At 40.0% G+C, this 21,704-nt stretch carries 26 protein-coding genes; 9 read left to right on the top strand and 17 right to left on the bottom strand.

Features of this window, described 5'->3' with window-relative positions; all coding sequences use genetic code 11:
• Nucleotides 1–90: 90 nt before the first annotated feature.
• Nucleotides 91–1,182 carry a low temperature requirement protein A gene (locus JNUCC41_RS03905; protein ID WP_192206466.1) on the top strand — a complete coding sequence of 364 codons (1,092 nt, stop codon included), beginning with the start codon at nt 91–93 and terminating at the stop codon, nt 1,180–1,182.
• Nucleotides 1,183–1,315: 133 nt separating this feature from the next.
• Complete coding sequence (locus JNUCC41_RS03910; protein WP_192206467.1) at nt 1,316–1,756, top strand: MarR family winged helix-turn-helix transcriptional regulator; 441 nt, start codon at nt 1,316–1,318, stop codon at nt 1,754–1,756.
• Between the two features lie 45 nt (nt 1,757–1,801).
• Here the strand turns inward: JNUCC41_RS03910 and JNUCC41_RS03915 are convergent, their stop codons facing one another.
• Nucleotides 1,802–3,157 (bottom strand): DHA2 family efflux MFS transporter permease subunit, encoded by a 1,356-nt coding sequence (locus JNUCC41_RS03915; RefSeq protein ID WP_192208028.1) that lies wholly within the window; start codon nt 3,155–3,157, stop codon nt 1,802–1,804.
• A 36-nt stretch (nt 3,158–3,193) separates the two neighbouring features.
• A complete protein-coding gene (locus JNUCC41_RS03920; RefSeq protein WP_192206468.1) occupies nt 3,194–3,754 on the bottom strand; it encodes a TetR/AcrR family transcriptional regulator in 561 nt (186 codons plus the stop codon).
• Nucleotides 3,755–3,958: 204 nt separating this feature from the next.
• Here JNUCC41_RS03920 and JNUCC41_RS03925 point away from each other — a divergent pair, with 204 nt between their 5' ends.
• Nucleotides 3,959–4,294, top strand: coding sequence for a hypothetical protein (locus JNUCC41_RS03925; RefSeq protein WP_192206469.1), 336 nt, complete (start codon nt 3,959–3,961; stop codon nt 4,292–4,294).
• Nucleotides 4,281–4,919: an O-methyltransferase gene (locus JNUCC41_RS03930; protein WP_192206470.1), complete on the top strand. Its 639-nt coding sequence runs from the start codon at nt 4,281–4,283 to the stop codon at nt 4,917–4,919. The genes JNUCC41_RS03925 and JNUCC41_RS03930 overlap by 14 nt, the downstream gene beginning before the upstream one ends.
• Here the strand turns inward: JNUCC41_RS03930 and JNUCC41_RS03935 are convergent.
• The 5 genes from JNUCC41_RS03935 to JNUCC41_RS03955 all read right to left on the bottom strand — a co-directional run bounded on the left by JNUCC41_RS03935 (nt 4,902) and on the right by JNUCC41_RS03955 (nt 10,037).
• Nucleotides 4,902–5,084, bottom strand: a complete 183-nt coding sequence (locus JNUCC41_RS03935) for a hypothetical protein (RefSeq protein ID WP_192206471.1) — start codon at nt 5,082–5,084, stop codon at nt 4,902–4,904. The two genes, JNUCC41_RS03930 and JNUCC41_RS03935, sit on opposite strands and share 18 nt — an antisense overlap.
• A gap of 183 nt (nt 5,085–5,267) precedes the next feature.
• Nucleotides 5,268–5,423, bottom strand: a complete 156-nt coding sequence (locus tag JNUCC41_RS03940; RefSeq protein ID WP_192206472.1) for a DUF1540 domain-containing protein — start codon at nt 5,421–5,423, stop codon at nt 5,268–5,270.
• 155 nt (nt 5,424–5,578) lie between these two features.
• On the bottom strand, nt 5,579–7,372 hold the full coding sequence (cstA, locus tag JNUCC41_RS03945; protein WP_192206473.1) for a carbon starvation protein CstA: 1,794 nt from the start codon (nt 7,370–7,372) through the stop codon (nt 5,579–5,581).
• A 141-nt stretch (nt 7,373–7,513) separates the two neighbouring features.
• A complete protein-coding gene (locus tag JNUCC41_RS03950) occupies nt 7,514–8,260 on the bottom strand; it encodes a LytR/AlgR family response regulator transcription factor (protein ID WP_192206474.1) in 747 nt (248 codons plus the stop codon).
• Complete coding sequence (locus tag JNUCC41_RS03955) at nt 8,232–10,037, bottom strand: LytS/YhcK type 5TM receptor domain-containing protein (protein ID WP_353618329.1); 1,806 nt, start codon at nt 10,035–10,037, stop codon at nt 8,232–8,234. The genes JNUCC41_RS03950 and JNUCC41_RS03955 overlap by 29 nt, the downstream gene beginning before the upstream one ends.
• A gap of 910 nt (nt 10,038–10,947) precedes the next feature.
• Between JNUCC41_RS03955 and JNUCC41_RS03960 the strand changes: the two genes are divergently transcribed.
• Complete coding sequence (locus JNUCC41_RS03960) at nt 10,948–11,268, top strand: YbjQ family protein (protein ID WP_144528821.1); 321 nt, start codon at nt 10,948–10,950, stop codon at nt 11,266–11,268.
• Complete coding sequence (locus JNUCC41_RS03965; protein WP_192206476.1) at nt 11,268–11,495, top strand: hypothetical protein; 228 nt, start codon at nt 11,268–11,270, stop codon at nt 11,493–11,495. The genes JNUCC41_RS03960 and JNUCC41_RS03965 overlap by 1 nt, the downstream gene beginning before the upstream one ends.
• Before the next feature lie 210 nt (nt 11,496–11,705).
• Here the strand turns inward: JNUCC41_RS03965 and JNUCC41_RS03970 are convergent, their stop codons facing one another.
• From JNUCC41_RS03970 to JNUCC41_RS03995, 6 genes are all read right to left on the bottom strand, one after another.
• Entirely contained in the window at nt 11,706–12,167 is a 462-nt protein-coding gene (locus JNUCC41_RS03970) for a carboxymuconolactone decarboxylase family protein (RefSeq protein ID WP_192206477.1), read from the bottom strand.
• 109 nt (nt 12,168–12,276) lie between these two features.
• Nucleotides 12,277–13,143, bottom strand: coding sequence for an RNA polymerase sigma-70 factor (locus JNUCC41_RS03975; RefSeq protein WP_192206478.1), 867 nt, complete (start codon nt 13,141–13,143; stop codon nt 12,277–12,279).
• Between the two features lie 189 nt (nt 13,144–13,332).
• Nucleotides 13,333–14,034 carry a hypothetical protein gene (locus JNUCC41_RS03980; RefSeq protein WP_192206479.1) on the bottom strand — a complete coding sequence of 234 codons (702 nt, stop codon included), beginning with the start codon at nt 14,032–14,034 and terminating at the stop codon, nt 13,333–13,335.
• 427 nt (nt 14,035–14,461) lie between these two features.
• Entirely contained in the window at nt 14,462–14,638 is a 177-nt protein-coding gene (locus JNUCC41_RS03985; RefSeq protein WP_192206480.1) for a hypothetical protein, read from the bottom strand.
• 282 nt (nt 14,639–14,920) lie between these two features.
• Complete coding sequence (locus tag JNUCC41_RS03990) at nt 14,921–15,238, bottom strand: LysR substrate-binding domain-containing protein (protein WP_192206481.1); 318 nt, start codon at nt 15,236–15,238, stop codon at nt 14,921–14,923.
• A 215-nt stretch (nt 15,239–15,453) separates the two neighbouring features.
• The gene (locus JNUCC41_RS03995) at nt 15,454–16,350 is read right to left on the bottom strand and encodes a LysR family transcriptional regulator (RefSeq protein ID WP_192206482.1); all 897 of its coding nucleotides are present in this window, start codon (nt 16,348–16,350) and stop codon (nt 15,454–15,456) included.
• Between the two features lie 134 nt (nt 16,351–16,484).
• Between JNUCC41_RS03995 and JNUCC41_RS04000 the strand changes: the two genes are divergently transcribed.
• Both JNUCC41_RS04000 and JNUCC41_RS04005 read left to right on the top strand, forming a co-directional pair.
• A complete protein-coding gene (locus tag JNUCC41_RS04000) occupies nt 16,485–17,450 on the top strand; it encodes a DMT family transporter (protein ID WP_192206483.1) in 966 nt (321 codons plus the stop codon).
• 33 nt (nt 17,451–17,483) lie between these two features.
• Nucleotides 17,484–17,627 carry a hypothetical protein gene (locus JNUCC41_RS04005; protein ID WP_192206484.1) on the top strand — a complete coding sequence of 48 codons (144 nt, stop codon included), beginning with the start codon at nt 17,484–17,486 and terminating at the stop codon, nt 17,625–17,627.
• Nucleotides 17,628–17,827: 200 nt separating this feature from the next.
• Here JNUCC41_RS04005 and JNUCC41_RS04010 read toward each other — a convergent pair whose 3' ends face one another.
• The 4 genes from JNUCC41_RS04010 to JNUCC41_RS04025 form a co-directional block, all read right to left on the bottom strand.
• Complete coding sequence (locus JNUCC41_RS04010; protein WP_192206485.1) at nt 17,828–18,460, bottom strand: class I SAM-dependent methyltransferase; 633 nt, start codon at nt 18,458–18,460, stop codon at nt 17,828–17,830.
• Nucleotides 18,461–18,710: 250 nt separating this feature from the next.
• Nucleotides 18,711–19,616, bottom strand: coding sequence for an NAD(P)/FAD-dependent oxidoreductase (locus tag JNUCC41_RS04015; protein WP_192206486.1), 906 nt, complete (start codon nt 19,614–19,616; stop codon nt 18,711–18,713).
• Nucleotides 19,617–19,682: 66 nt separating this feature from the next.
• The gene (locus JNUCC41_RS04020; RefSeq protein ID WP_192206487.1) at nt 19,683–20,111 is read right to left on the bottom strand and encodes an Rrf2 family transcriptional regulator; all 429 of its coding nucleotides are present in this window, start codon (nt 20,109–20,111) and stop codon (nt 19,683–19,685) included.
• A 237-nt stretch (nt 20,112–20,348) separates the two neighbouring features.
• Nucleotides 20,349–20,615: a hypothetical protein gene (locus JNUCC41_RS04025; RefSeq protein ID WP_192206488.1), complete on the bottom strand. Its 267-nt coding sequence runs from the start codon at nt 20,613–20,615 to the stop codon at nt 20,349–20,351.
• Nucleotides 20,616–20,779: 164 nt separating this feature from the next.
• On the opposite strand from JNUCC41_RS04025, the gene JNUCC41_RS26640 reads away from it, so the two are divergent.
• On the top strand, nt 20,780–21,586 hold the full coding sequence (locus JNUCC41_RS26640; RefSeq protein ID WP_228467532.1) for a hypothetical protein: 807 nt from the start codon (nt 20,780–20,782) through the stop codon (nt 21,584–21,586).
• Nucleotides 21,587–21,704: the final 118 nt, after the last annotated feature.

Consider the following 21,704-nt stretch of genomic DNA (forward strand, 5'->3'; position numbering starts at 1 on the left):
ACTCTACATTGCATCACAAAAGTCCCTCTTCCATTTTCTGAATATTTACAACATACTATAATCTATAAGGCGATTGGGAGGAGTACGGAAATGGATGAAAAGAAAGTTACATGGTTAGAGCTCTTTTATGATTTATTATTTGTGGCGGCCGTTGCGGGTGCCACGCATGTTTTACTGCATGTTGAAGATGGATATATCCATCCAGAATATTTATTTAAGTTCGTGTTGATTTTTATTCCTATTTGGTGGGCTTGGGTAGGGCAAACCATATTTATTAACCGGTTTGGCAAAGATGTATTTCATCAACGGCTATTTTTGATATTGCAAATGTTCTTTGTCCTCATTATGACATCAAGCTTATCTGTTGATTTTGATCCTTATTATCTTTCTTTTTTAATTGGTTATATTGGCTTAAGAGCCGTGACTGCCATCCAATACCTTGTTGTACAGCGGATAGAAGAGGGAGTTCGAAAAAAGGCAGCACTCTTTTTGGGAAGGTATTTTTGGATTGGAATTGCCATTTCATTGTTCTCCGTCCTTTTTGATTCCTGGCTTCGATATGCTGTGCTGTATTTGGGCATCCTGATCGATATCATCATCCCAATCCTTGGAAGAAAGTGCTTAGAAAAGGTCCCTACAAATACGGCCCACTTGTTGGAGCGCTTTGGCCTATTTACCATCATTCTTTTTGGGGAAGCTCTTGTGAGCACTCTTGCGGTCATTCAGCCTAAACAAGGAAATTGGGATTCGATAGCCTTTTCCATCATTTCATTTGCCCTGATAATAGCTATGTGGTGGCAATATTTCGATAACATGGAGAAAAAGGTCGACAAGTCTGTACAATCTTCCGGCCAAATCATCATTTACGGCCATCTGTTTATTTTAATGTCCATAAGCATGATTGCAGCAGCCATCAGATTATTGTTTTTACAAGAGGTCCATTATTCATTTATCCTATATTTTGTTTTCGGTTCCGTTTTGCTCTATTTCATGTCAACCACTTTTGTTTTCCATCAATATAGACATAAGCACCAGCGGTTGCAAATCTATCATTTAGGATTATTTTTAGGGATTTTAGCTATCTTTTTTATTTTTAATTTGTTTGTCGGGGTACCGAATATTGTGATAATAGGCGAATTAACACTGTTCTTTATCATCTTTGCTAAACTAACGACTACATAATGAAGGAATCAAAGAAACCAGTATCAATTGATCATACTGGTTTCTTTGATTCAAGGATGGAAGTTTTTGCATTTGACACCCTATTGGTTTATTCATAAGCTGATTGTGACGAAGAAAGAATGAGGTGACATTCATGAAAGAAAACACAACGAATCCCTCTGCATCTAATGAGGAGCGACTAGGTTTAATGTTATGGTTCCGAATAACACGAATATATAACCAGAGCATCCGGGAATCCAATCAACATTTAAAGAAATGGAATCTATCGGCAGCCCAATTCGATATCCTGGTTCAAGTGGGTACACATGAACGATTGTCTCAGCAAGAACTGGCAAACAAGCTTTTTGTGACAAAAGGCAATATCACTCAACTATTAAGGAAAATGGAAGAGTTGGGATTGATTAAACGGGAACAGGAATGGAAAACAAAATATCTTTCATTGACAGAGGAAGGAAAAGAATTTTTTCATGAAGTTGTTCCAAAACAAGAACATTTTCAAGCATCACAGTTTGCCAACTTGAATGAGACGGAAAAACAACAGCTTTTGGACTTACTTAGTAAAGTTCAAAAGTGAAAACAGATCACCCGTTTGAATGGTGATCTGTTTTTTTTACCTTTGTTACTTCGGTTTTTTCATGAACAGTGAAAGCACTACATTCACGATGGCGAAAATCAAACTGATTTTAAATACAAGTGATGAACCGGAGGCAGCTGCTGCTGGTAAATCATTTGCCACATCTGTCAAGTAGCCATTTTGCTTCGCAGAGAATAGCGAAACCATGACCGCTATCCCAATTGCCCCTGATACTTGCTGTGATGTTTGCGTAATCGCGATGCCATCCGGATAGAATTGTTTTGGCAATGCATTCAAAGTATTCGTTTGTACTGAAGCGAGTACCATGCCAATGCCAAGCATCATCACGATATGCGTAACAACCATGATCCATAGTGCTGTTTCTGTTCCATACATTGCATATAGCCCGTAGCCAATGACAACCAGAATCGTTCCTGGTGTGATTACGGCACGAGGCCCATATTTATCAAACAGTCTGCCGATTATCGGAGCAAAAACGCAGTTTAATAGACTTCCTGGCAGCATGATCAGCCCCGTGGCGAACGCAGAAACCGATAACGCCATTTGCATATACATCGGTAAAACGACCAGCATCGATAACATGTTGAGGAATGTAATCATGTTCATCGCAAGACCTAGCACAAATATTGGGTATTTGAATGCTTTTAAATTCAACATCGGGTTATCCATCTTTGTCTGACGGATTGCAAAGAGAATTAGGGCAATCAATCCAACGATGATCGTGCCAATTACCGTCATGCTCGCCCAACCATGATCCCCGCCTACACTTACACCGTATACAATCCCACCAAAGCCAATCGTCGATAACACAACTGATAAGATATCGATTGATACTTGTCGAGTTTCATTGACATTCGGAATATAGAGATAGCCGAAGATAAGCGAGAATAGCAAGAATGGAATCGTAAACCAGAATATCCAATGCCATGATAACGTATCTAAAATCATTCCTGCCAATGTAGGACCGAATGCTGGACCCGCCAAGATGACTAAGCCCATCACACCCATTGCCCCGCCGCGTTTATTAGGTGGGAAAATCGTGAAAATGACATTTTGCGTCAATGGCAAAATGATCGCCAGTCCAGCTGCCTGAATGACACGGGCCGTCAATAACACACTAAAAACCGGTGCTACTGCAGCGATGACCGTTCCGATGATCGAAAAAAATAAAGACGCCATGAACTTTTGGCGTGTAGTGAATTTTTGCATTAAAATTCCTGTTACTGGCACTAAAATACCAAGCGTTAAAAAGTAGCCTGTTGCAAGCCACTGTATAGTCGTCGCATCCACGCCAAAAATATGGCTCAATTCACCTAAGGCGATGTTCAATGCGGTTTCACTAAATAGCCCAACAAAGCCTGCTACCAAAAGGGCAGCCATTATCGGTGCTGTTTTAATATTTTTATTATCCACTTGTTAAAACTCCTTCAATATATTGGGTAACATTTGCGAAATTACTTTTAGCGGCTTTGCCGATGTTTCGGCCAAACAAAGCATCATTGCCCCTTCGATGGAGGCTGTCATCATCAATGCAATATTGGAAGCTAACTCTTTTGAAAATCCATCTTCCATAAGCTTATTAAAATAAATCCCTTGAATTTTCACATAAAGTTCGGCGCAAGCCTTTCGTACAGGATCACTTAATGTGGCCATTTCACTTACCATGCTGCTAAATGTGTAACCCGTAATCGTCCCTTCCCTTTCTAAATGGACGATTAACTTTTCAATCATGTATTTTGTAGCTTCTAACGTTGTCGGATACCGTTCAAAAATATCCACGATATCCGTCGTAATTACTTCATTCAAGGAATGAAGGCAAGCGATTAATAATTCCTCTTTTCCATTAGGGAAATGGTGATAAAGCGAACCTTTCGTAACATTACATACTTTTAAGATTTCGCTTAGTCCAACACCTTTATATCCTTTTTGCTGGAAAAGAATCGTCGCATTCTCGATTATCAACGATTTTGTATCCATTTCCGTAGCACACCCCCACCATACCAACCGGTCTATTTGTAACTATAACAAAAAAATTTCTTTGGATGTAAGTACTTTTTTTGCCTCTCTAAATAACGAATTCACAATTTAGACAAAATTTTTATAAACGGTATTTTAAATTTTTCTATTCTATTATCAGTTGACACTTTGTATACATGTGTATACACAAAAGGGGGTTTTAACATGAGAAATGAAAAACTCAAAAAAGAAGGCCATTACAAAGGAAAAGACCACGGCTCACACCATCGTGGACCAAAAACATTTCGCCGCGTAAGGGCCATTGCTTTTTTAGAAATGATGAATATTAAACGTTCAACCATTAAGGAACAGTTAGATAAACCAGAGTTTCAATCCATTAATCAAATCTTAGTCGGTGAATTGAAGGCCATTGATATGTTAATTAACGAATTCATTCAATTATTTGAAATACAAGAAAATGAAACAGCCGATAAGAAAAGTGAAGAAAGAGAAACTTCCAATAATGATGAGAAAGGATTGGAAATGAATGAAACAAATTAACAGTTATATCGATTCAGTATTTTATACAAAAGATCCCCTATTGGAAGAAGTCATTACGTCCATACAAGAAAACGGAATGCCGTCCATATCGGTATCCCCCTCATCCGGGAAACTTCTTACAATGCTTGTATCCATTTCAGGGGCTAAAAATGTTTTGGAAATAGGGGCTCTTGGGGGCTATAGCGGGATTTGCCTTGCCAAGGGATTCGGCAGCGAAGGAACATTAACCTCCCTTGAATTAAAGGAGGATTACGCAAAGTTAGCTTATGGCAATCTATCCAAAGCCGGCTTTGGCGATCAAGTATCATATATGACCGGAGCAGCTCTGCAAAGCCTTGAAAAACTCGTTCAGGATAACAAGAAATTTGATTTTTTCTTTATAGATGCCGACAAGGACAATTATGAAAATTACCTGCAATATTGCATTAAGCTGGCGGAACCTGGTGCTTTGATCGTCATGGATAACGTACTTGCGAGGGGCAGTGTCGCATATCCGGATGCTGTACCTGAACGTCACACTGCATTCATGAAGGCATTCAATGAAACGGTCGCCAAACACCCTCAACTGGAATCCGTGCTCATTCCGATCGGTGATGGGCTGACTCTTTCAAAGGTAAGTGCTTAATCTCACGAGTAATGGGCTAATCAAGTAAATGGCGAATTCACGAGTAAAACAGCCAAATTCACGAGTAAAATAGCTATATTCACGAGTAAATGGCGAATTCACGAGTAAATTGCTCAATCTCACGAGTAAAATAGCTATATTCACGAGTAAATTGTTCAATCTCACGAGTAAAACAGCTAAATTCACGAGTAAAGTTGCGAACTATCGCCCAAACTCTCGTATTTATCGCCTAAATATCCTTTTCATGAAGAAAAATGAAATGAATTTTTATAATCTTGAATGAAAATGATTTTTATTATCAATAATAAAAAGAAAGAAGGGTAACCAGTTGATGGTTACCCTCATGATTTAAATTTCTGGATCAAATGTTTTGCAATCCGTTTCTTTGCTATTTGTTGCTTGATTCCCTTTATGGCTGACAACATAAATAGCATCTGCACTGCATTTGTTTCCAGAATCCCAATATTTACAATTATTCACTTCACATAGAACATCTTTTGCCATCTTATCACACCTCCTCATTTGCTATCATTAACAAAGTTGAGATTATTGATACTTTCCTTTTTCAGGTTTTTGTTAAGGCAAACGAAATTGCGGGCATTTTTCTAACACTCGTAACGAACAAAAATCCGGGCAGTTTCACCCGGATTTTTTTATGCTCATGCTGTTCTTTTCAGTAGTTCTGCTTGCGGGATTTTCCAAAGTTCACGCCATTTTTTCAAGGCGGCAACCAGAATGATCAAGCCCAGGATTAACATGGTGATCGATAAAATTCCGTTCAAGATGCTGAATCCTGCAGAGTCCGGGTTCAGGTATACGTTTCTGACCATCCAATACCCTGCTACATTAACCGTTACATATAAGTAGGCAAGGGGTACGAGGCATGTCCACATATACCAGCGTTTGTCTGCAATTTTCAATACGACGGTCGCACCGATGATGAGTCCAATCGAGGCCATGAGCTGGTTGGATACGCCAAAGAGTGCCCAGATCGAACTAATGTCCCCAGAGTAAAGCAGGTATCCCCATATAAAGCAGGCTAACGCGCTGGCGAAGATGTTACCCGGCAGCCAGTCGACCCTTTTTAATGGTTTATAGAACTCTCCGAAGAAGTCCTGGATTAAGTAACGGGCAACACGTGTCCCTGAATCGATTGCGGTTAGTATGAACACCGCCTCGAACATGATGACGAATTGGAAGAAAAACGAAGCCAGTTTGTCAAAGAAGGGAATTTCGGTAAAAATATAGGTCATGCCGACAGCAAGTGTAACTGCGCCGCCTGTACGTCCTTCCAGATTAATGCCGATTTCTTCACTAAGTTCGTTAAGGTGCACGGTTTCCATACCTAATGTTTGAAATACTTCAGGTGAAGAGTTAATCGCAAAATAATCTCCTGGCTGCAGCGAGACCGCAGCAATCAGTGCCATGATGGCAACGACACATTCCACAAGCATCGCTCCGAAACCGACGGATTTGATATCACTCCAACGGTTTAACATTTTTGGGGTTGTGCCCGATCCGACAAATGCATGGAATCCTGAAATCGCCCCACAGGCGATCGTTATTGAAATGAATGGCCAAACGGGTCCGGCTACAATCGGGCCCCCGCCATTAATGAATTCGGTAAACGCAGGAAACTGGATTTCTGGATTCACCACGAAAACGCCGATAATCAATGCGGCAAAAACACCGATTTTCATAAATGTACTCAAGTAATCACGTGGTGCCAGCAGCAGCCAAACAGGCAATGCGGCAGCGAAGAAAGCATAGATCGGCAAGATGATGGCAAGTGTGCTTGCCTCAAGTGTCAATAAGTCACCAAGTGCCGTTCCTTGAATGTTCGGGCCAAGTAAAATCGCGGCCATGATAAGCGCAAACCCGACGATGGTCGCACCTTTCAGATTGCCGGTTTTTTTATGGTAAAGCCCTACTCCCATGGCGATGGGAATGGTGATCCCGACTGCAAACGTCCCCCATGGATTATTTTCCAAAGCATGCAGCACGACCATTGATAGTCCTGCCATCGTGATCGTAATGATAAAAAGCATCGCGAGTCCTGTACAGAAACCTGCTACAGGTCCAAGTTCCTCTTTCGCAACTTCTGAAAGGGATTTGCCGTCTTTCCGCATCGACGCGAAAAGCACGACGGCATCATGGACGGCTCCCCCGATTACAGCCCCGATTAATAGCCATAATAAACTTGGCAAATAACCGAATTGTGCAGCAAGGATCGGACCCACCAATGGACCGGCCGCTGCGATGGCTGCAAAATGGTGGCCGAATGCCACCCATTTATTTGTTGGAACATAATCTTTTCCATCTTCTAATTTATGGGCCGGAGTCGGCTTCGAATCATCGAGTTTTAATACTTTAAGTGCTATGAATGTCCCGTATAAACGGTAGGCAATCATTAATATACAAATGGAGCCTATGACAATTGTAACCGCATTCATATTTGAACCCCCTCTATTTCTTACATCGTAAAATGATGATATCACAATGAAAGCGGCTTCAATGGGTTTTCAAGTTATAATGCAGATATCGGGGGATGGACTGCATTATGAAGAAGATAAAATGCAGAATTATGAAAATTTTTAAAAACCGATAAGCTGCCTTAGCTCCTTCACATATGTGCGGCTTACCGGAATGTTCGATCCGTCACTCATAATGAGATTATAAGTCGAGTTGAACCAAGGCTGTATTTCAGATATATGGATGACATTCACGATAAAACCGCGATGCACCCGTATAAATGAGCGCTTATCGAGCTTCCTTTCAAGCACGATGAGGGGCTCACCGATTTTATATTCATTTTCTTCGGTTTTAATGATCGTCTTTCCTTCCACGAGTCCTATGAACAAAATATGATCCCGGTCGATCAAAACGATCCGATCATCTATCGATACAGCCAATTTACCAGTCTGTTCCACCGCCGTATGGCTGGCCGGAGGTGCTGTCCTGGATTCACCTTTCTCGATTTGCCGCTGCTTCATGAGCTTATCCAATGTTTGCCGAATCCTTTTTTCATTAAATGGCTTTAATAGATAATCAAAGGCATATAACTCGAAAGCTTGGAGGGCAAACTCATCATAAGCGGTCGCAAAAATGAGCGAAGGTGCAGGGTCAAGTTCCGCCAATTGCTTAGCCAAATGCAAGCCATTGCCTTCTGCAAGCTCAATGTCCAAAAAGACAAGTTCGGGTTTAAGGCGGGAGATTTCCCTCATGGCATCTTCCATCCCCTCGGCCTCACCCAAGACTTCAACTTGCCTGCTTCTCTTCAATAGATATTTCAATTCGTCTCTTGCCAGTGATTCATCCTCTACGATAAATGCTTTCATCATCGTTGACATATGCTCCTTTTTCGTTGAGTGGTATTGATATTTTCACTTGTGCTCCGTGCCCCGGTTCACTTGCAATCGAGAGGCTGGCCTGTCCTTTATAGATCCCTTCCAGCCGTTCACTGATATTATGAAGGGCCGTTCCTGTACCCTTAGTCGATTCTACAGCATGCTTACCCAACTCATCTATTCTCCCGCACGAAATCCCTTTTCCGTTATCTTCCACAACAATTTGCAATGAATGGTCTTTAAAGTATGCGTGAATGATGATTTCACCTTTGCCTTTCACAGGTGGAAATGCATGGTGTACCGCATTCTCAACTAGCGGCTGTAACGTGAATGGAGGGATGAGAACTTCCTTAAGCCTTGGCTCAATGCGGTAGTCGATATGATATTTATCTGGAAAACGCGCCTGCTCCAAGGATAAATAAGCGTTAACATGCTCCAATTCCTTTTCCAGCGGCACAAGAATTTGTCGGGCCCCTTGTAAATTAGAACGAAAGAAGGCACTGAGCTCCTGCAATAAATTTCTTGCCTTCTCGACATCCGTCCGGCATAGAACGGATATCGTATTAATTGCATTGAATAAAAAATGAGGATGTACCTGTGCCTGTAAGGCCTTAATTTCAGCATCCTTCAATAATTTCGTTTGCATTTCCGCTTTAGCGAGTTCCAATTGAGTGGAAAATAGTTTTGCCAACCCTTCAGCTAACTCTTGTTCCACTTGGCTTAATTTATTTGGATGCTTGAAATACATCTTTAAAGTCCCGACCGTTTTCTGTTGGACCTGCAACGGCAGGACCACGGCCGCCTCCAATGGGCATTGATCATGGAAACAATAAATGTCCTTTTTTGTTTTGGCCACGATGATTTCCCCTTGTTCAAGGGCCTTTTTCGTTAAGCCTGTCGCTATTCCCACCTTTGGGACATGGTGATCGGATGCAGCACCCACATGGGCAAGTACGCTATGTTCATTGGTAATGGCCACGGCGTCGGCTTCAGTCAGCCCCAAGATGATTTCGGCTATTCTCTTGCATGATGTTTGATTCAGACCTTGCCGGAAATAGGGCAAAGTCTGATCCGCAATCAGGAACGCAAGATTGGTTTGTACAGCCCGCGTCCGTGCCTCGTCCCTCGTGATCGACTGAATGATGAGCATGAACAGTAAAGTCCCGAACCCGTTTATGATGATCATGGGAAGTCCGATTACTTGTACGAGCTCCCACGCCCTTTCAAATGGTTTGGCTGTCATCAGGATGATGCCCATTTGGATCGCTTCCAATGCCATGCAAATGGGAAGGGCGAACCAAGGGGTGATCGTCCCATGCTTTCGGCGCCTTTTCCCCAAAAAACCCGATAAAACCCCAGCCAAAATCGCAGCGATCGCACATGCCCCCGCCGTAAAACCCCCGAGAAAATAACGGTGAATGCCCGCAATCAAACCTACTCCCAATCCAACAAAGGGTCCTCCCAGCAAACCGCCGATAGCCACGCCCATAATCCTTGTGTTGGCAATCGCGTTCTCGGGAGCAATCTCAGCATGCCAATTCCCAGACCAATCCCACTCCGGCATGGCATGATTCCCGATTTCGATCCCTGTATAGTTACTTATGATGCCGAACGTCCCAAAAAGTGCAATAAACATGATTTTCTTGGACAAATCATGTTCATGGCCTATCATTTGCCGAAACGGTTTCATATAGGAAAGCAGGAATGCGGCGATTACGATGATTCCCACTTTTTCAAACAGCGACGGTAATAAACCAACCAAAACATTCACCCCATTTCTGGCTTTTTCATTCATCTTACACCAGCGATGAAATCCTTGTCGAATTTTGTTTTTACACCGATAATCCAAGAACATGGAAACAACAGAGGAACCTCCATTTACAGTGGTTCGTTCAATCCCGGTTTGATCATTCAAAAAAAAGCCTATGAATACCAAGGCTTTTTTAAGTATCAACACCCTCATGTAGATATTTATCAAGGTTTTCGAAGTTCCTGACAGACTCTGTGCATTAGTTTTATGTTATTGCAAAAGGCTTTTTTCGTAAAGATTGTTGTTTTTAAAACGAAACGATTTAAGGTTGATTGGAGCGGAAGTGCGAGACTCCTGCGGGAGCAGCGGGACAGGTGAGACCCCACAGGCTCACCGCCCGCCCCGCGGAAAGCGAGCATTGGAGGGGAAATCAACCACACCGCATTACTTGGTGAATAGCAACAAAGTATGCGAAAACAGCCTTGCAAAATACCCTTGTAAAAACTAAAAATCAAATCTTCGGGGATAAAGAAATAGCTGATAATCTGCATATAAATGTTTCTGCAGTTCGTAATTATATAAATAAACGGTTTGAAGAGTTGGATATAACATAACCTCCAGATCACAATTCATCTGCTTAAAATTTCATCCCATTTCTTTTCTGCGAAATGGGATTTTTTATGTTTATTCGAAATATGCTAGGTGTTAAACAGGATGAAGCTTGTATTATGTTAAAATTTAAAGGAATGGTATAATTTTTTTTGCTTGATAAACAGGTAATCATTATTCAATGGAGGTAACACAATAGCTGAAGATATGCCTTCTGTTTATGGAGAAATATTAAAAAAGAGTATAGGGCTGCACAGCACATAGATATAAAAGATATTGTGGGCTTACTTTCAATAAAGTAAATAAGATGGAGGCGATTATTATGTTGGTAGTTACCACAGAAAATATTGAAGGTTACAAAATTGTAGAAGTGAAAGGACCCGCCTTTGGTCTAATTGTAAGAAGCAGAGGGATTGGCGGCGATATCATGGCAGGGTTAAAATCCTTAGTAGGCGGAGAAATCAAGCAATATACAGCTATGCTTGAAGATTCAAGAAAAGAAGCTATGGACCGTATGATTAAAAATGCCAATCAAATGGGCGCAAACGCAATTGTAATGATGAGATATGATTCTGGGGAAATCGGTAAAAATATGAGTGAAATTGTTGCATATGGAACTGCCGTTATTGTGGAGGCAATATAATGAAATTCATCATAGGGTACTATATATTACAAATTGTTATAGTTATCTTATGCATTTTACTTGGATACTTTATCTATGATAAACGGTTTAAACGTAATCACGGTGTAAAAGTTCCTGATGGATTTCAACCGACAGATGAAGTAAATATGGACCCTGTGACTGGAGAAAAAACAAGAGTGTATTATAATCCTGAAACAGGTGAACGCTTTTATAAAAAAGAAAAATGATTATAAAAAGCCACGTTTCATACAAAAACGTGGCCTTTTATAATGATGCTTGATGTCCATTGGTTGTTTCGCAAAAGTTAGCTAAACTTCATGCTGATTTTATAGGTGAATCCCGTTAAATCAGCATTCATGGGTAAAAACTGGGACCAAATCGCTTCGATCTAATTTATATCCTAATTTGTGTTGCATACAAGGGATTTTAATCCAAAATTATTTTTGCATTACGGGCTTATAGTGCCCGGGGATGTTTTGAGCTGAAATGGCCAATCTGTTCCAGCCGTTGATTGTGATGATGATGGTAACGAGATCGATATATTGTTTTTCATCAAAATGAAGGCGGACCCGCTCATACAGTTCATCAGGTACACCGTTTGCAGAAATGGCAGTGACCGCTTCCGTCAATTCCAGCGCTGCCCTTTCCGGTTCAGAATAGAATGGTGATTCACGCCAAGCACTCAAGCAGTAAATTCTTTGTTCCGTTTCACCCATTGCCCGGGCATCCTTTGTATGCATATCCAAGCAGTACGCACAGCCATTGATTTGAGATGCGCGAATTTTAATCAATTCGATTAATTTGCTATCGATTTCCGTTGTTTTCTTGTACTCCTCCAATCCCATCATTAATTTGACCACTTCCCGATTTGTCTTCATGTAGTTAATGCGTTGTTCCATGTCTATCTCCTCCATTAAATCTTTTTGGTTCCACTTATAAGACAAAATAGGGTTTTGATTTGTGACATACAAAAACAGAGAGCCCGTTATGAGCCCTCCGTCTACCCTATTATGGAATAGGAATATGATTTAATTTATCGGGATTGGTAACAATAAAGATTTTTCTGATATTTTTTTGCTTTGAATCCAATTCAAAGCAGATGACTTTGACAGGCTTTCCTTCCTTCATTTGCAAAATTCCTTCCTGACCATTGACCATCACAGGAAGAAGTTCTCCTATGAAACTTCCTTTAGCAGACACTCCTGTAAGAAAGGAGAATACGCGCTGTTTGTTTACAATCGGATTTAAGGCAGATAGCACTTTTCCTCCTCCATCAGTAACAAGGACAACATCTTCTGTAAGGATATCCAAAAGCTCCTCAAAGTTTCCTGTCGTAGATGCCTTTATGAATTTTTGTGCCAATAGATCGACATGTTTCGTATCCCCCGGATGGACTGGCAGATCATTCTGTAATTTCCGCTTAGCCCGGCTGTAGATCTTTCTGCAGTTCACTTCATTCTTTTCCAGCATTTCGGCAATATCTTCATAGCTGTAAGCGAATGCTTCTCTAAGCACGAAAACCGCTCTTTCAACAGGTGAAAGCTGTTCCAGCAAAACGAGGAAGGCATATGCAACCGTTTCATCCGTTACAACCTTATCTAAAGGCTGATCTGTTTCGTTTACCCGAGGTTCAGGCAGCCAAGGTCCTGTGTAAACCTCCCTTCTCTTACGGGCTGAATTTAAAAAGTTCAGACAGCGATTAGTCGTCATCTTCGCAAGATATGCTTTCATGTCCTTAATATGTTCGGTATCAAGCTTAAGCTGCAGGAATAAATCATGAACGATATCTTCTGCGTCGGTAACAGATCCAAGCATCCGGTATGCGATGGAAAAAAGAAAAGGTTGATATGTCTTATATAATGTATCCAACTCCACTTGCTTCACCTATTTTCAATCAAATTCATTTTTTTGAGATGTATGTCACCTTTCCATAACTATTCTCTAAGCCAATCATTTTTCCTTCCTAACCTGGTTTAAAGCATACAATCTACTACTTAAAAAGAACAGCCATAGAGCTGCTCCCAGAAAAATCGATAATTATTCCCAATTCCGGATCCTCATTTATCAAGGTGCTTCATACCAAACGATATCATCAAACATTTTTACAACCCGCGGTATGAAGCCTTCTTCATATTCTTCCGGGTATTGAACTATCGCATAGTAAACCCGGTCGCCATGTTGAAAAACCGACACGGTACCCAATATTGAATTACTGCCCTGCTGACTAATGTCAAATTCGACCTCAGACCAATCAAATCGGTTAGGCCTATTATCAGATCGCTGTTTAATCTCAAAGTCGTTGCTAATCACCACTTCCCTCGCAAACTCCTTCTTTTCTTCTGTTGTCACATTCGTACCCTCCCTTTTGGAGAATATCTGAACTTTGGCATCCTCATTTCTCTTGCCTGCAAAATTTGCAATAACAATCATTGCATCTCCTTCACCAGAACTAGCCTCTTCAACGACCATGTCATCCACGATGTAGGTTGAGAATCCCAGTGCCTGACTATGATGAAGCCTGAATTGAAATGATTCTTCCATACCTTCTAAAATGATCATATCCGTTTTCGCATTTGGCCGATCTTTTGTCGGATCATCGACCGATTCACCTGGAAGATTTTCATCTAGCCCGCCGGTTTGCTTAGGTTTATCATTTGGCTTTTCTGAAATTGGTGGAGATTCCTTATTTTCCTCCTGGACTCCGTTACAAGCACTAAGTCCTGTTACCAAAAAAACGGCTGCCAAAATAAACAATATCTTTTTCATTGGAACCCTCTTTTCATGTGTTTTAACAAATTATTATACGGCTCCATATGTAAAAAAGTTACACTATGCATCTTTGCAAGTATCAGACTATATAGACCAAAAAAAGATCGATGCTCCTCCCTTTCCGAAAAGAAAATATGAAATTGATTCATTTACTAATTTCAAGAAAATACTACCCTTAAGTTAATAAGTATCATTTCCCTTTTTTCCATAACAAAGACGCTTTCCAGTTCAGGAAAAGCGCCTGATAAAGGAGCAATCAAAATATGCAAAGTTAGTTGATTTCATTACATTGCCCGGGCTTGCCGGAAATGATGTTCCAATGTAAAGAATCGCACGTTCAAAAGGCCGCCCATTGGCGGCCTTCATAACTTCCCTTGCCTTATATATACTAATTGAAAAATAAATATTTATGTATCGTTTATGGTTAAGATCCCATGCTATGTTCTACTGCAGTATCCCAATTAGGAAAATAATACAATGCATTTTTCATTAACTCCGGATCTGACTTCTTTACCTCTTTCTTTCGAGGTGGCTTTCCTTCTTTTTCTACTAATTCAGAAATTTGATTCACGACTTCTTCAACACTCATATTAACTTCCATCTCTGTTCCCTCCTTCTTGCTATTACTTATATATTTTCCCAATTGATGAAAAGTAATACAATTTTTCTTCAGCTAAGCAAAAAAGTTTGGCTATTGGTTTTACTAGCCTCTTCGGGACTCTTTCCCAGCAGGAATCTCGTACATTCCATTCCATTCAACAGGAACGATTTAAAAGAAAAAAACTATAGGCAAACTCGCTTTTCTTCGAGTTTGCCTACAGTCTGAAAGGCGAACAACCATTTTAGTTTTTCTCACTATAGCAAAATAGCTTTTTAATTTTACTCACAAACTTGGAAAACTAGCTAATTGTAGAGATGATTTTCGGTATAGCATCCATGTTCTTCTTTTTAGTTCTTCACCATTTTTAAAAATCAAATCATAGGAAAACAAGTCATCATCTTTTTGCAAAAAAACACGAGGAATAATGGCATACCCAAACCCTCTTTTGACCATTTCCTTGTATGTCCCATAACTATCCACTTGCATCATTACCAGAGGAGGCGATCCAAACCTTTCATTCCACCAATAATCAATACCTTTTTCAGAGGGAATTTGCGATATATATTTCAGCAAACCATTCGGTTCTTTGCGATTAAGCATTGGAAATTCCGGAAGGCTAACAACAGGTATCACATCTTTTGAAATGATGCATATATTTTCTTCCTCAAGAAGAAACCTTTCATTGAACCACTCTTATATAAATATTGCAAAATTAAACAGTCTTTTTCATCCATACGTTTTCGCCACCCCTAATAGTTTCGCAGCCTAATAATCGGTTTCAGCGATCCTCCATCATTCTATGTAAAGAATATCCTTCATATTAGCTCAGGAGTGGATCCAAGTTTTTGCTTAAATCGGCTGTCATGATGAGCTTCAATGGTTTGTAAGAAGCTTTGCATGGAGTTTGTCATATAAGCATCTTTACGGTGAATGAAGACAGTCGAAATATTTCCGTATTCTTCCGGAATTGCATGCACGTGCACTTTTTCAGTGGCTGTAAGGTGATTTACCGCTGATTGTGGTACGAGGGTAATGCCAAGGCCTAGTGTCACGCTGGTTAAGATCGTTTCCAATACATTGAACTCCATGATCCTTTTGGGCATCACTTCTTCTTCTTTCAGCCATTGTTCCAGTTTTGAGCGATAGCCACAACCCTGACTGAATACTAAAAATGGTTCTGTTATAATTTCTTCCAGGTTAAATGTTTCATTTCTTGTAACTAATACAAGTTTTTCTGTACACACATCGTATGGCTGAATGAGCGGATGTTTAATCGGTCCTGTAACAAAAGCGCCATCCAGCCTATGTTCGATGACATCTTTAATTAAATCCTCGGTTATCCCCGCCTTAATGGATAAATCGACATTTGGATACTGTTTATAATAAGAGGCTAGAATCTTGGGAAGATCGCTGACCGTTTCAACTGTACCGATGTTCAATATCCCTGTAGGTGTTTCACTATCCAGGAATACTTGCTTGAGTTCTTCCACATCAAGCAATATTTTGTTTACATACTCAAGCATTTTTCTAGCCTCTGCAGTTAAAGACATGCCACGTTTATGTCGATTGAATAAAGGCGTCCGTAACTCTTGCTCTAAATGCTTAATCCTAGCCGTTACATTGGATTGGACGTAATTCAATTCAACAGCCGCCTTACTTACGCTTCCATATTTAGCGACGCACTGGAATATTTGCAAATCCCGCATTTCCATAAAAGTGCCCCCCTTTCTTAACTATCATTAATAATGATGATTATATTCATTTTAAGTCATTTTACATGATAATGACTTTATCATAAGGTGTGTATAGGAATTTAATCAATCATTATTTTTGAGGGGAAGCTTTTATGAAAAAAAATCAAGTTTTAATCGGTGCACTTTTATGTTTGACAGCCAGCATTTCTTGGGGAGCGATGTTTCCAGTTGCAGAAAGGGCCTTAATATATATTGATCCATTTTATTTCTCTTTTTTGCGATATTTAGCTGTTAGTGTAATTTTAGCGATATTGCTATTAATTAAGGAGGGAAAGAAGTCTTTTAGCCTGGAAGGGAAAGGGAAGAAATTATTGTTTTTTGGAACGATGGCGTTCACTGTATACAACTTCCTTATTTTCGCAGGTCAAGACTTACTGGGGCATAACGGGGTAATTATCGCTTCCATCATGGAATCATTAATGCCTATGATTTCAATTTTAATTCTGTGGGTTTTCAAAAATACCAGACCCATGAAGTATACCATCGCCAGTATGTTCATTGCCTTGATAGGGGCCATTCTCGTCATTACCAATGGCGACATATCATTCCTATTTTTATTGAAAGATAGCATCATCCCTATCCTTTTCATTCTCATCGGGGTTATAGGCTGGGTTATATATACGATGGGCGGCGACCAATTCAATGGATGGTCAACACTCCGATATTCGACTTTAACGTGCATTTTAGGAACTGCAGTATCAGCAATCATAACATTTCTCGCAACTGCAATGGGCCTGTCTGCCCCTACAGCAGAGGTTATGCAATCCATTTATGGCGAAATGATTTTCATGATTATTTTCCCCGGTGCCATTGCCCTTTTAAGCTGGAATTCAGGCATTAAACTTTTAACGCCGATCAATGGGATCCTATTTATCAATTTAGTTCCAATAACCACATTGGCCATCGTTTTTATCCAAGGAAAATCACTATCATCATTCGAATTACTGGGAACTTTTTTAGTGATATATGCATTGATTCAAAACAATTATTATCAAAGAAAAAACTTGCCTTCCCAAGTTGAGGAATTGAATCCAAGGAAATTGAAAAGAGTCATTTAATTAAAGGTACACAACATCAATAGGAGGGCAACGATGGATTTATTAACGCTTATGCTAATCTTTGGATTAGCTGTACTGTGGGAATTGGCCACGATTAATAAGAATGTGAAAAAGATGAAGGAGCAAAATGCAGAATTAATCAATCTATATCATGATAGAAGTAAAAGAATTAAGTAAAATAGACTTTTGGCGATACAACGCAAAAAAGCCTGTCATTTAAAGAGGCTTCAGACTGTAGACAATTTGAACGCTGATTGGAACGTAGGGCGGTACGGGAGCAAATAGAAAAGGGCATGTTTTGATTGATCAAAACATGCCCTTTTTATGGATAATACGTAATCACTTCATAAGCCTTAACAATTCACTATTTTGATTTTTTATGATAGTTCCTTTTGACATTTTATCATTATAAATTTAAATGGAGGTTTATGTTCCATATTCTTATGAGGCTCGACAATTTCCGGAAAATCTATCAATCCATATTTTCCAAACTCTTGTTTAATCGAATCGGAATCATAAAAAAACATTTTTACCCCTTCCATTATCTCGAAATAGTCTTTATCCAGTTGTTTGCCTTTTCCAAACATTGGCGCTTCTTTTGAAATAGTAGTAAAAATCATATATCCGTTTGGCTTTAACTGCTTATAGCAATCTTCAATAAACTTATCTCTCTCACGATTATTCAATAAGTGAATAAGTGCATAACAAAATATACCATCATAACGTTTGTTATCAAAAGGCATATCGGTTACTGAACCATGAAAAATACTATTATTAAGCCCATTTTGCCTTGCCAAATCAATCGCTGTTTTTGAAATCTCAATACCTGTTACATGTATTCCGTTGTCCATAAAAACCTTTGCGTTTCTGCCATATCCAATACCAGGAATCAATATATCCTTAACTTTATTCTCAAGGAAAAAGTCCTTTGCCAAGATTGCGGAGTCTGAAGGTTCGAATCCCCACATCATTTGATTTTCTATAAAACTTGCTTCCCAGAATTCTGTCATGCCTCAATCCCCTTTACAAATATTAGCTCTTTTTCTTTGGCTGTTTTACATACTTTGTTGCTATTCACCAAGCGGTGTGGTTGATTTCCCCTCCATTGCTCGCTTTCCGCAGGGCGGGCGGTGAGCCTCCTCACCTGTCCCGCTGCTCCCGCAGGAGTCTCGAACTTCCGCTCCAATCAACCTTAAATCGTTTCGTTTTAAAAACAACAGTCTTTACGAAAAGAGCTTTTTCCTTATGCAGTCAAGGATTCTATCCCTCCAAAAGAAATGCAGCTTCAACTAAATCCATGATGAGTCCAGCGGCCGCTTTATTGCCCTCCGCCGCCGCAATCACCAGCTGAGAAGGCGTGCTGAGTGATGTATCTCCGCATGCATATACTCCTTCAACCGTTGTTCGTCCAAATGAATCCACTTTTATCCCGCCGTTTGGAGTGATCTCGCAGCCAAGCTGTTCCGCAAAAGGAGCAGACTGTACCAAGTCCGTCACCACAATCCCTGCCTCTCTTTTGATTTCCTGTCCGTTTTGCAGCCGGATCGATGTCAGCTGCCCTCCTCTCGTTTCAAGACCTTCAATCTTCTCTTCCACGACAGTCACGTTCTGCCTAGCCAAGATATCCTTCTCCTCATCAAGCATCCGATAGCCATTTGTAAACACAATTACATCACCGCTCCAGTTTGACAGCAGTTTCCCCATATGAAAAGCCCGCTCATTATCCGCAATCACCGCCAATGCTTGGTCCCGCATTTCCCAGCCGTCACAAAACGGACAGCTGAAAACACTCGTTCCGTATACATCCTTTATGCTTGGAATCTCCGGCAAAACATCCCGAAGACCTGTTGCGAGAAGCACTTTTTTCGCCATGTAATCCGTTCCGCCTTTCGTTTGAATCCGGAACACACCACTGGCTTTTTCAATACTCTCCACCCGCTCCTCCTTAATGGAGACGGACGGATATTTCTGGACATCCGTTCTTGCCCGCTTCTTGAACTCTGACGGCTTCACCCCATCCTGTGTGATAAATCCGTGCGACTCCTGTATCACCCGGTTACGGGGTTTATCCTCATCAAACAAAATTGTTTTCCGTCCAGCACGCCCCATGACCAATGCGGCATTCAGTCCTGCAGGTCCTCCGCCAATAATTACACAATCCAACATATGAAACACTCCTTCTTTATAAAACCTATTAAAGACCCTTAATATCCTTAATTCATGTAAAAAAATTTATTTTTCTTTTTTTGTCTCATGACCATGTTTTTTTTCTATCTGCTCCGCAATGCTTTGAATCGTTCGTCCAGCCAGTTCTTTCTTCATGTTGCCTTCCGCCTCGACCATCACGCGCTCAATTAAACACTCGCTTTCTTCATGGTCAAACCCACAGTTGAACAATACCGACTGACCCTCCACCGCTTCAATAACATCCAGAAACGAAATGTCCTGCGCGCGACGTGAAATGCTGTAGCCGCCTTTTGCCCCTGGCACGGATTCAATCAATCCAGCCTTCACAAGCTTCGTCAAGATCTTCGACAAGTACGTCGGAGACAAATCCTGCATGTACGCCAGCTGATCCACGCTTACTGCTTGACCTTTTGGTTCCATCGTTAAATGCACCATTGTATGTAGTGCATAATTGGTTGCCTTTGAATACTTCATGGATGCACCTCATAATTAAAACTATTACAGACTTTTAATATCCGTAATTGATTGTAACTCATGTTACGAAAAACCGCAAACTTTTCCACCTCACCTAACGATTGATCATCCTGCCAAAATCTTTTCTTGTAATAATTTGACTTGTTACAATCCACAAGGAAAAGGAAGGCAAAAAAAAGCATGAGCCCTGTAAATATACAGAACTCATACCCTGCTGATGTTGGTTTTTACATCAGGTTATTCACCAAGCTTCTTCCGGATATCCGCTGCTACGTTCTTTAGCGCTTTCTTTGACCCCCGTTCAAGGTCGTGGTTCAATTTCCTTTCTTTGTAGCTGACAAATAAAGTATTGAGATCATAGCCTTCAGGATATAAATCGGCGGCCTTTATTTCCAGCTCGAGCCTATTGGCATGAACTTCCTTGAAGGTATCTTCGAAAAGTACGACGACATCTATCCCGCTAAACAAGGAGAGCCCTATCATTTTTGAAATTGTACTGGTCATTTTTGGAACCCACCAACTAAAAAAATAGTTTATTTTGGAAACAAGGATTAGTAAACTGTGACTACTATTCTAGGCAGTTATGTTAGCAGTTTACCCCTGAACGGACCGTTAAAATATATTTCTGAGATTTTTTGAGTTAATTAATTTATTAAAGGGGGAGTAAAATGTCGTTATTTAAGAAGGTATCAATACTGGCAGTTTTAATGTTATTGTGCAGTTCACTAACATCTATAAGTAGTTTTGCAAGCGAAGAACTAATCCTTGAAAATGTTTTAGCTACAGAAAAAGTGGAGGGATTTTCAACTAAAGTTGATTTAGATGAATATGTCGTATCTAAAGATTTTGACCTAGAAGATGAAGTTGCAAATATGCCATCCATTGATAAAATGACTACTGAAGAAAAAGAATTATTTGATTCCATTGTAAAAGAACAAGTAGCCTTGGCTGGATTAGAAAATGAAGAAGAAGAAAAATTATTTGCTAATGCCATGGTGGATTTTTTTGATGAAAATTCAGAAACATATAATGATCTTTCATTGGCACAAACTGAGTTAATAGAACAAGTTGAAGAAATTAACACAACAACTTATGAAAATGATGATGAAATAGAAGTTTCCGCCAAAAATATTTTTGACAAAACATTTGCCATTGAAAAGGCACATGCTGTACAGGTGAAAGTTGGTGTAAAGTTTGCTGGCGCTGTATTTAATGGAGCAATTGGCTTTGCTATAGGCGGCGGTGTTGGGGCTATTCAAGCATTTATTATTAAAAAAGGTAAAAAAGAAGCAGAAAAGTTATTCACAAAAACTGTGGTAAGTCGTTTAAAGGCATGGGGAGCTCCAAAATTAGCTTTAGCTACAGGTGCTTGTGTAACTATAGCTTTAAATTATTTAGATGTTGGCAATCAGATAGCAAAACAACTTGATAAAAGAGATAAAAGGCCTAATAATGGTTGGATAGATTTTTATTAAATTCAAAGGATGATTGATTAATAATGAAAAAATCAAAAAAATATATTGTCCTATTTCTCTGGGTAGTATTATTTTTATATTTCTTTGATATGTATATGCCCAAAGGTATTTATTATTT

Origin of the sequence: Brevibacillus sp. JNUCC-41 (genome assembly GCF_014844095.1) — a bacterium.
GTDB classification, from domain to species: Bacteria; Bacillota; Bacilli; order Bacillales; family DSM-1321; genus Peribacillus; species Peribacillus aracenensis.

Bases quoted from the DNA above. Each gene is read 5' to 3' on its own strand.
- JNUCC41_RS03905 (WP_192206466.1), top strand. From the start codon at position 91: ATGGATGAAAAGAAAGTTACATGGTTAGAGCTCTTTTATGATTTATTA.
- JNUCC41_RS03910 (WP_192206467.1), top strand. From the start codon at position 1,316: ATGAAAGAAAACACAACGAATCCCTCTGCATCTAATGAGGAGCGACTA.
- JNUCC41_RS03915 (WP_192208028.1), bottom strand. From the start codon at position 3,157: ATGGCTGCCCTTTTGGTAGCAGGCTTTGTTGGGCTATTTAGTGAAACC.
- JNUCC41_RS03920 (WP_192206468.1), bottom strand. From the start codon at position 3,754: ATGGATACAAAATCGTTGATAATCGAGAATGCGACGATTCTTTTCCAG.
- JNUCC41_RS03925 (WP_192206469.1), top strand. From the start codon at position 3,959: ATGAGAAATGAAAAACTCAAAAAAGAAGGCCATTACAAAGGAAAAGAC.
- JNUCC41_RS03930 (WP_192206470.1), top strand. From the start codon at position 4,281: ATGAAACAAATTAACAGTTATATCGATTCAGTATTTTATACAAAAGAT.
- JNUCC41_RS03940 (WP_192206472.1), bottom strand. From the start codon at position 5,423: ATGGCAAAAGATGTTCTATGTGAAGTGAATAATTGTAAATATTGGGAT.
- cstA (WP_192206473.1), bottom strand. From the start codon at position 7,372: ATGAATGCGGTTACAATTGTCATAGGCTCCATTTGTATATTAATGATT.
- JNUCC41_RS03950 (WP_192206474.1), bottom strand. From the start codon at position 8,260: ATGATGAAAGCATTTATCGTAGAGGATGAATCACTGGCAAGAGACGAA.
- JNUCC41_RS03960 (WP_144528821.1), top strand. From the start codon at position 10,948: ATGTTGGTAGTTACCACAGAAAATATTGAAGGTTACAAAATTGTAGAA.
- JNUCC41_RS03965 (WP_192206476.1), top strand. From the start codon at position 11,268: ATGAAATTCATCATAGGGTACTATATATTACAAATTGTTATAGTTATC.
- JNUCC41_RS03970 (WP_192206477.1), bottom strand. From the start codon at position 12,167: ATGGAACAACGCATTAACTACATGAAGACAAATCGGGAAGTGGTCAAA.
- JNUCC41_RS03980 (WP_192206479.1), bottom strand. From the start codon at position 14,034: ATGAAAAAGATATTGTTTATTTTGGCAGCCGTTTTTTTGGTAACAGGA.
- JNUCC41_RS03985 (WP_192206480.1), bottom strand. From the start codon at position 14,638: ATGGAAGTTAATATGAGTGTTGAAGAAGTCGTGAATCAAATTTCTGAA.
- JNUCC41_RS03990 (WP_192206481.1), bottom strand. From the start codon at position 15,238: ATGCTTAATCGCAAAGAACCGAATGGTTTGCTGAAATATATATCGCAA.
- JNUCC41_RS03995 (WP_192206482.1), bottom strand. From the start codon at position 16,350: ATGGAAATGCGGGATTTGCAAATATTCCAGTGCGTCGCTAAATATGGA.
- JNUCC41_RS04000 (WP_192206483.1), top strand. From the start codon at position 16,485: ATGAAAAAAAATCAAGTTTTAATCGGTGCACTTTTATGTTTGACAGCC.
- JNUCC41_RS04005 (WP_192206484.1), top strand. From the start codon at position 17,484: ATGGATTTATTAACGCTTATGCTAATCTTTGGATTAGCTGTACTGTGG.
- JNUCC41_RS04010 (WP_192206485.1), bottom strand. From the start codon at position 18,460: ATGACAGAATTCTGGGAAGCAAGTTTTATAGAAAATCAAATGATGTGG.
- JNUCC41_RS04015 (WP_192206486.1), bottom strand. From the start codon at position 19,616: ATGTTGGATTGTGTAATTATTGGCGGAGGACCTGCAGGACTGAATGCC.
- JNUCC41_RS04020 (WP_192206487.1), bottom strand. From the start codon at position 20,111: ATGAAGTATTCAAAGGCAACCAATTATGCACTACATACAATGGTGCAT.
- JNUCC41_RS04025 (WP_192206488.1), bottom strand. From the start codon at position 20,615: ATGACCAGTACAATTTCAAAAATGATAGGGCTCTCCTTGTTTAGCGGG.
- JNUCC41_RS26640 (WP_228467532.1), top strand. From the start codon at position 20,780: ATGTCGTTATTTAAGAAGGTATCAATACTGGCAGTTTTAATGTTATTG.